Annotated in this window: 5 protein-coding genes; 1 reads left to right on the top strand and 4 read right to left on the bottom strand. The window is 71.9% G+C overall.

The features are described 5' to 3' along the window. A partial coding sequence (locus VGL30_RS03725; RefSeq protein ID WP_331536923.1) for a VOC family protein occupies positions 1 to 312 on the top strand: 312 nt, incomplete at its 5' end. 6 nt (positions 313 to 318) lie between these two features. Here VGL30_RS03725 and guaA read toward each other — a convergent pair. The 4 genes from guaA to VGL30_RS03705 all read right to left on the bottom strand — a co-directional run. After that, positions 319 to 1875: a glutamine-hydrolyzing GMP synthase gene (gene guaA, locus VGL30_RS03720; RefSeq protein ID WP_331536921.1), complete on the bottom strand. Its 1557-nt coding sequence runs from the start codon at positions 1873 to 1875 to the stop codon at positions 319 to 321. 31 nt (positions 1876 to 1906) lie between these two features. Further along, the gene (locus VGL30_RS03715; RefSeq protein ID WP_331536919.1) at positions 1907 to 3181 is read right to left on the bottom strand and encodes an RsmB/NOP family class I SAM-dependent RNA methyltransferase; all 1275 of its coding nucleotides are present in this window, start codon (positions 3179 to 3181) and stop codon (positions 1907 to 1909) included. A gap of 9 nt (positions 3182 to 3190) precedes the next feature. Next, complete coding sequence (locus tag VGL30_RS03710) at positions 3191 to 3574, bottom strand: MAPEG family protein (protein ID WP_331536917.1); 384 nt, start codon at positions 3572 to 3574, stop codon at positions 3191 to 3193. Positions 3575 to 3588: 14 nt separating this feature from the next. After that, positions 3589 to 4185: IMP dehydrogenase (locus VGL30_RS03705; protein ID WP_331536915.1), on the bottom strand; the 597-nt coding region annotated here is incomplete at its 5' end.

Here is a 4185-nt window from a genome sequence, read left to right as displayed (position 1 = left end):
GACGTCGTTCCGATCGAGGCGGAGCGCCCGCCGAAGCCCATGATCGATCCGGATTGGGCGCCTCGCCCCGGCATGGGCCACCTCGCCCTTCACGTCGAGAGCTCCGAGGCCCTTCGCGATGCCTATTTCGAGCTGATCGATCGCGGCGTGACCGTGCTGCAGGCCGCCGATCACAAGAGCCAGCAGAGCGTCTATTTCCTCGATCCCGACCACAATGTGCTCGAGCTGTGCTGGGAACGGCCGAACGCGCGCGAGCTCTATCTGAGCGGCCGCGGCGACGAGGACGCCGTGCTGACTTTCACGCGAGGCTGAGGCGCCTCACTCCCACTCGATAGTCCCGGGCGGCTTCGAGGTCACGTCGTAGACCACCCGGTTGATGCCACGCACCTCGTTGATGATGCGGGTGGCGGCCTTGGCCAGGACGGGCCAGGGAAATTCGAAGAAGTCGGCGGTCATGCCGTCGGTGGAGGTCACGGCCCGGAGGGCGCAGACCTCGTCATAGGTTCGGGCGTCGCCCATCACGCCCACGGTGCGCACCGGCAGCAGCACGGCGAAGGCCTGCCAGATCTCATCGTAGATGCCGGCCTTGCGGATCTCGTCGAGGTAGATGGCGTCGGCCTTCTGCAGCACGGCCACGCGCTCGGGGGTGATGTCGCCGGGGATGCGGATGGCCAGGCCCGGGCCGGGGAAGGGGTGGCGTCCGACGAACTGCGCCGGCAGGCCGAGCTCGCGGCCGAGGGCCCTCACCTCGTCCTTGAAGAGCTCGCGCAGCGGCTCGACCAGCTTGAGCTTCATGGTCTCGGGCAGGCCGCCGACGTTGTGGTGGCTCTTGATCACCGCCGAGGGCCCGCCACGGGCCGACACGCTCTCGATCACGTCGGGATAGAGCGTGCCCTGGGCCAGGAAGGCCGCGCCCTCCACCTTGGCGGCCTCGCGCTCGAAGATTTCCACGAAGACGCGGCCGATGGTCTTGCGCTTGGTCTCCGGGTCCGACTGGCCGGCCAGGGCGCCCAGGAACTCCGCGCCGGCGTCCACGTGCACCAGGGGGATGTTGTAGTGGTCACGGAACATGGTCACGACCTGCTCGGCCTCGTTCAGGCGAAGTAGGCCGGTGTCGACGAAGACGCAGGTGAGCTGCTCGCCGATCGCCTCGTGCAGCAGGACGGCGGCCACGGAGGAATCCACCCCGCCCGAGAGGCCGCAGATCACCCGGCCCCGCCCCACCTGCTGGCGGATGCGGGCGATCTCCTCCTGGCGGAAGGCGGCCATGGTCCAGTCGCCGCGGCAGCCGGCGATGCGGTGGGTGAAGTTGCGCAGCATCAGCGCGCCGCACGGCGTGTGGGCCACCTCCGGGTGGAACTGGACGCCGTAGAACCGCCGGCCCTCGTCGGCGATCACCGCGAAGGGCGAGCCCTCGCTGGAGGCGACCACCTCGAAGCCCAGGGGGATGGCGGTGATCTTGTCGCCGTGGCTCATCCAGACGGTCTCGCGCGAGCCCACGGGGCCCAGGCCCGCCAGCAGCGGCGATTCCCGCTCGACCAGGATCTCGGCGCGGCCGAACTCCCGGGCGTGGCCGCCTTCCACCGCGCCGCCCAGCTGGGCCGACATGGTCATCTCGCCGTAGCAGATGCCCAGCACCGGCACGCCCAGTTCGAAGATGCGGGCCGGCGCGGAGGGGCTCTCCTCCTCGTGCACGCTGGCCGGGCCGCCGGAGAGGATCACCGCGCCGGGCCGGAAGGCGTCGAGCATCGCCTCGACCTTGTCGTAGGGATGGATCTCGCAATAGACGCCGCTCTCGCGCACGCGGCGGGCGATGAGCTGGGTCACCTGGCTGCCGAAGTCGACGATCAGGACGCGTTGGTGCTGGGCGGTCATGGGGGCGTGTTACCGGGGAATCGGCGGCGGGTCATCGCGGGCGCTCCAGGACGGCGACGAAAAAGCCGTCGGTCGCCGAGGTCTTGGGCGATAGGCGCAGGCATCCCTGCCGCGTGCGCCAGGGCTGCAGCGCCGGCTCCTCGGGCGGGCGCACGACGAAGCCGGGGGTGCGTTCGAGGAAGGCCGTCACCCGGTCCTCGTTCTCGGAGGGCAGCACCGAGCAGGTGACGTAGACCAGCCGTCCGCCGAGCTTCACGAAGGCCGCGCCCTGGTCGAGCACCGCGTCCTGGTCCGCCTGGCGCCGGGCCAGGGTCTCGGGGGTTAGCCGCCACTTGGTGTCCGGATGCCTGCGCCAGGCGCCCGAGCCCGAGCAGGGGGCGTCGAGGAACACCAGGTCCATCTTGCCCTCCAGACCCTTCAGCGGGTCGGGATCGACCGGGGAGCGGACCTGCAGGTTGCGCACCCCGGCCCGGTCGGCGCGGCGGATCGTGTCGGCGAGCCTTCGGGCCTCGGAGTCGTAGGCGTAGATCTGACCGGTGTTGGCCATGGCGGCGGCCAGGGCGAGCGTCTTGCCGCCGCCGCCGGCGCAGAGGTCGAGCACCTGCCGGCTCTTGATCTCGCCGGCCGCCGCGGCGGCGATCTGCGAACCCAGGTCCTGCACCTCGAACCAGCCACGGGAGAAGGCGGGGATGGCTTCCAGGGCGCCGGTCCGCTCGCTGGCCTGCGGGGCAGCGATCCGCAGCGCCGTGGGCGGCCAGCCCACCGGCTCGGCGGCCATGGAGGCCAGCGCCTTCACGGCGCGCTCGGGGTCGGTCTTCAGGGTGTTGACCCGCAGGTCGACGGGCGCCCGCTCGGCCAGGGCCGCCATCTCGGCGTCCACCTCGTCGCCGAAGGCGCGGGCCAGCTCGTCGGCCAGCCAGTCGGGATAGTCGCCGCGGACGGCCGCGGGCGCCTCGGCGAGGCCGCGGGGCGAGGCCAGGGCCGCCCGCTCGGCGTCAGTCAGGGGGCCGATCCCGTGCGGCGTCTCGGCCGCGGCGGCCTCCAGCCGCTCCAGCGGCCAGTCCCAGGCGAGGCGCAGGGCGGCGAGCGCGGCGGCGCGCGGGCTCTCGTCGGCCATCTTCCAGGCCAGCGAACGGCGCCGGCGCAGCATGTCGAGCACCAGGCCGGAGACCGAGGCGCGGTCCTTGGCGCCGGCGTAGCGGGCGTTGACGCCCCAGGCCTTCAACGCCAGGCGGACCGGCCGGTGGCGGGTTTCGATCTCTTCGAGCAGCTCGATCGCCGCCGCCAGGCGCCCGCCGTCACGCATGGCCCGGGCTCATCGGAACAGGGCGGCCACGACCATGACGAGGCCCGCCATGGCCACGAACCACACCAAGCTACGGATGCGCGCGATCCCGGCCGCATAGATCGGCACGTAGAGCGCCCGGGCGATGACGTAGAGCGCCGTCCCCCACATGGTCAGCGGCCCCAGCTTGGCGGCCAGGTAGGCCGCGATCACCGCCGTGGCGAACAGCGGGAAGGTCTCCATGAAGTTCCTGAACGCCCGGTCGAGGCGCGCGGCGACGCCGCTGATCGGCATCGGCTCGTCGCGGGGCCCCGCCGCCCAGACCAGGCCCTGCTGCCGCCGCGCCGCCGCGGCCGCCCACAGCAGCTGCACCAGGCCCACCGCCACCGCACAGCCCAGCAGCTTCAGCTCCATGGCCGGGCCGGACACTAGAGGCCGCTCGGATAGTTGGGCGCCTCGCGGGTGATCATCACGTCGTGCACGTGGCTTTCCTTCAGGCCCGCGCCGGTGATGCGGATGAACCGCGCCCGCTTGCGGAACTGGTCGAGGTCGGCGCCGCCCACATAGCCCATGGCCGCGCGCAGGCCGCCGACCATCTGGTGCAGGATGGGGGCGATCGGGCCCTTGTAGGGAACCTGGCCCTCGATCCCCTCGGGCACCAGCTTCAGCGCGTCCGACACCTCCTTCTGGAAGTAGCGGTCGGCCGAGCCGCGGGACATGGCGCCCAGCGAGCCCATGCCGCGGTAGGCCTTGTAGGAGCGGCCCTGGAACAGCTCGATCTCGCCGGGCGACTCCTCGGTGCCGGCGAAGAGCGAGCCCAGCATCACGGTATGCGCGCCGGCCGCGAGCGCCTTGGCGATGTCGCCGGAATAGCGCACGCCGCCGTCTGCAATGCACGGCACGGCGGATTTCGCGAGCGCCTCGGCGACGTTCTGGATGGCGCTGATCTGCGGCACACCAACGCCCGCCACGATGCGGGTGGTGCAGATCGAGCCCGGGCCGATGCCGACCTTGACGCCGTCGGC

This window comes from Phenylobacterium sp. (assembly GCF_036502675.1).
In the GTDB taxonomy this organism is placed as follows: domain Bacteria; phylum Pseudomonadota; class Alphaproteobacteria; order Caulobacterales; family Caulobacteraceae; genus Phenylobacterium.
This window is presented reverse-complemented; position numbering and strand designations above follow the sequence as displayed.